Genomic DNA, 4,154 nt, shown 5'->3' with positions numbered 1-4,154 from the left:
AAGGGAGAAGCGAGGAGGCCGCGAGGTACGAGCGGCATTGGAGCGCCGACCGTCGGCACCGGACGTGAGCGCCCCGGAGGCGAGCCGAGCCCCAAAAATGAGCAGTGAACGAAGGGTTGCAGTCGCGGGTAAATCGGACAAAGTCGGCATACCCGTCGACGACGTTGACACCGTCAAACAGAGCTGGTGGGCTGTGCCGCGATGTGGTTCCGGCCTGGCTAGGAGGCTCCTGTGCAAGCCCGAGTGTCCGAGGTGGCCGGCCGGCGGTTCCGTCAGCAGCTGGAGCAGAGCCCGGCGCTGCGCGAGGTGCTCCAGCACCCGACGGCGATCGCGGCCCGCCGGGCCACCGCACGGACGTGCCGTCAACTGGCACCCAGGACGGCCGACCGGCTGATCGCCGACCTCAAGGGCACCTCGCCGCTGCTGCCTTCGGTCCGGGCCGAGCGCGCCCTGTCCGCCCGCCCGGGGGCGCCGAGCCGGCGGACCCTCCAGGTGGCGGCCACCCTGTCGGCGGCCGCCGTGGTCGGCGGTCTGCTGGTGAGCGGGCCGGCCGCGTACGCCGTGGCGCCCGGGTACACGCCGGGTCCGGATGTGGTGAGCACCGCGAGCGGTACTCCGCAGACCCCGCTCGGCAGTCTGGGTGACCCCCAGGTGTTCCCGCGTCCGCAGGAGCAGCGCGCGGCCGGGAAGCCGGTCACCGTGCCGGGTGCCGTCGCCCTGGTCACCGCGGCGAACGCGGACCCCGGCGCGGTGGCCGCGGTGCGGGAGGTCCTCGACATCGCCGGCGCGACCGCCGTGACCACGCTGCCGCAGCCGGCACCGCCGGTGGCCGGCTCGCTGGTGGTGTACGTCGGCGGACCCGCCGAGGGCGCGGGCGGCGACACCGACCGGATCCTGCGCGAACTCACCGTGGCGGCCGGCGGCAAGGACACCGCCGCGCCCACCACCGCCGGGCTGCCGTCCGGCGGCCATGTGCTGGCGGCCGGTCAGCTGCCGGTGGCCGGCGGCGGCAGCTACGGCGCGGTGGTGCTGGCCGGCGCCGACGCGGCCGGAACCTTCTACGCCGCGCAGTCGCTGCGCCAGCTGCTGGCGGCCGTCCCGGCGGACCAGGGCCAGGCGCCCGGTGCGGCCGGCCTCGGACTGCCCGGGATCGTGCTGCGCGACTGGCCGTCCGGCGCGCCGGTGCGCGGGACCGCCGAGGCGTTCTACGGCACCCCGTGGACGCAGCAGCAGCGGCTCGACCAGCTCGACTTCCTCGGCCGGTCGAAGCAGAACTTCTACCTCTACGCGCCGGGCGACGACCCGTACCGGCTGGCCCGCTGGCGGGACGCCTACCCGCAGGAGCGGGAGAACGACCTGCGCGCGCTGGGCGCCCGCGCCGCGCGCAACCATGTCACCCTCGGTTACGCGATCGACCCCGGGCAGTCCTTCTGCTTCAGTTCCGGGAAGGACGCGGACGCCCTGGTCGCCAAGCTGGACGGGCTGCGCAGGCTCGGCTTCTCGGCGTTCCAGCTGCAGTTCCTGGACGTGTCCTACGAGGAGTGGCACTGCTCCGACGACCGGTCCAAGTACGGCACCGGCCCGGCCGCGGCCGCGAAGGCGCAGGCGGAGCTGACCGCCAAGGTGCAGGACCGGCTGATCGCGCGGAACCCGGGCCTGGCGCCGCTGTCGGTCGTCCCCACCGAGTACCACCAGCAGGGCTCCAGCCCGTACCGGACGGCGCTGGCCGCCGCGCTGCCCTCCGGCGTGCAGGTGGCCTGGAGCGGCGTCGGGGTGATCCCGGAGCGGATCACCGGCACGCAGGTCGCGGACACCGGTGGCCTGTACGGGCACCCGCTGGTCACCATGGACAACTACCCGGTCAACGACGCCACCCCGGACCGGCTCTTCCTGGGCGCCTACACCGGCCGGGACAGCGAGGTGGCAACCAGGTCGGCCGTCATGCTGACCGGTGCGATGCGGCAGCCGGTGGCCTCCCGGATCGCGCTCTCCACGGCCGGCGACTTCGCCTGGAACCCGGCCGCCTACAAGCCGGAGGACTCCTGGCGGGCGGCGCTGCGCTCGCTGGCCGGTCCGACCGGCGCGACGGCCACGCCGACCGGGGAGACCCTGGCCGCGGTCACCGCGCTGGCCGGGAACAGCGTGTCCTCGCCGCTGGCCAAGCAGGAGTCCGGCTATCTGCTGCCGCTGATGGACCGGTTCTGGGCGTCCGCCGAGCCGACCTCGGGGGCGGCGCCGGACCTGGCGCGGCTGATCGAGTCGGCCGCCCCGCTGCGGGGGGCGTTCACCGCGATGGCCGGCGCCCAGCAGACCCTGGCCGCCGCCCAGGCCACCGCCCCGCTGGCCGCCGAGGCCGCGTCCTGGCTGGCGCCGCTGCGCGACTTCGGGCTCGCCGGACAGTCCGCCCTGGACATGCTGCTGGCCCAGCGCGGCGGCGACGGCGGGGCCGCCTGGAAGGCCCGGGTGGAGCTGACCAAGCTGCGCGAGCAGCTCGGCCAGAGCCCGGCGACGGTCGGCGCGGGCGTGCTCGGCCCGTTCCTGGAGCGGGCGCTGCAGGCGGCCGACACCTGGGCCGGGGTGCAGGGCGGCGGCATCACCGCGACCACCACCCTGGGCACCGCGCACGACCACCTGCCGGCGCTGATGGCCGACGGCGTCGCCGACACCTTCTACTGGAGCTCGGCGCCGCCGCAGCAGGGCGACTCGGTCGGCCTGGACCTCGGCGGCGGGCGCCCGGTCGGCACTGTCACCGTGCTGATGGGCTCCTGGGGCAGCGGCCCGGACGGGCAGAGCGCGCAGGACGACTACATCCGGGACGGCGTGCTGGAGTACTCCACCGGGGAGGGCGGCTGGAAGAAGCTGGCCTCGGTGAAGAACCAGAAGTCCGTCTCGGCCCAGGTGCCGGCCGGGACGGTGGTCCGGGCGGTGCGGCTGCGGGCCACCGCCGCGCAGAAGACCGCGGTCGCGGTGCGCGAGTTCTCGGTGACCGCGCCGGACGAGCTGCCGGCCAGTGTCTCCGGCGGCCCGGCCGCGCTGCCCGGCTCCTCGGCCGCCGCCGTGCTGGACGGCAACCCGGACACCGCCTACCGGGCGGCCACCGCGCCGACCGCGCAGGACGAGCCGCTGACGGTCGAGCTGGGCGCCGCCCGGCCGCTGGACCGGCTGACCGTGCTCACCGACCCGGGGGTGCGGGCCTCGGCGACCGTCGCGGTGCGGCACCCGGACGGCACCTGGACCGAGATCGGCGCCGTGCAGCCGGGGTGGAACGAGCTTGCGGCCGGCGGTCTGCCCGCCGACGCGTTCCGGCTGGCCTGGAAGCCGGGCGGGGAGCCGCCCGTGGTCAACCAGGTGATCCCCTGGTACGCGGACGCCCCGGCGGCCCGGCTGAGCCTGGCCGACGCCTCGGTGGACGCGGTGACCGGGGAGGCCGTGCCGGTGCAGGCCCGGGTCACCGTCGAGGCCGGCCGGCCGGAGGGGGTCACCGGGGAGCTGCGCACCGAGGTGCCGGCCGTCGCCAAGGGGCTGACCGTGGCGCCGGTGACCGGGGTGAGCGTGCCGCGCGGCGGCAAGGTCGGCGTGCCGCTGCTGGTCACCGCCGGGCCGGAGACGCCGTCCGGGACGTACCAGGTGCCGGTGGTGTTCGTGGCCGGCCAGACCACGGTCCGCCAGGTGCTCCAGGTGCATGTCGTGCCGCCGACCGGCGGTCCCGACCTGGCGATCACCGCGCAGGCCACCTCCTCGGGCGACGAGACCCCGAACTTCCCGGCCTCGGCGGTGGCCGACCAGGACCCGAAGAGCCGCTGGTCCTCGCCGGCGGCGGACGACGCCTGGGTGCAGCTGGAGCTGCCGAAGGCGACCCACCTGGGCTCGGCGGTGCTGCACTGGCAGGCCGCGTACGCCGCCGCGTACAAGATCCAGTCCTCGGCGGACGGGCGTTCCTGGACCACGGTCGCGACCGTCGGGGACGGCAGGGGCGGCAACGAGACGGTGCGCTTCGACGCGCCGGGCGCGAAGTTCCTGCGGATCCAGGGCGTGGCCAGGGCGACCAAGTACGGCTACTCGCTCTGGGGCGTCGAGCTGTACGCCGTCGCCCCGGTGGACGGCCAGCTGACGCCGCCGGTGACGCCTCCGGTCACCCCGCCGGTGACGCCGCC

General features: G+C 75.9%; 1 protein-coding gene. It reads left to right on the top strand.

From position 1 onward, the window contains the following. Positions 1-231: 231 nt before the first annotated feature. On the top strand, positions 232-4,154 hold a 3,923-nt coding region (locus tag VR45_RS33160; RefSeq protein WP_234326407.1), incomplete at its 3' end, for a beta-N-acetylglucosaminidase domain-containing protein.

Source organism: Streptomyces sp. NRRL S-495 (genome assembly GCF_000966955.1).
GTDB lineage: Bacteria > Actinomycetota > Actinomycetes > Streptomycetales > Streptomycetaceae > Kitasatospora > Kitasatospora purpeofusca.
This window is presented reverse-complemented; position numbering and strand designations above follow the sequence as displayed.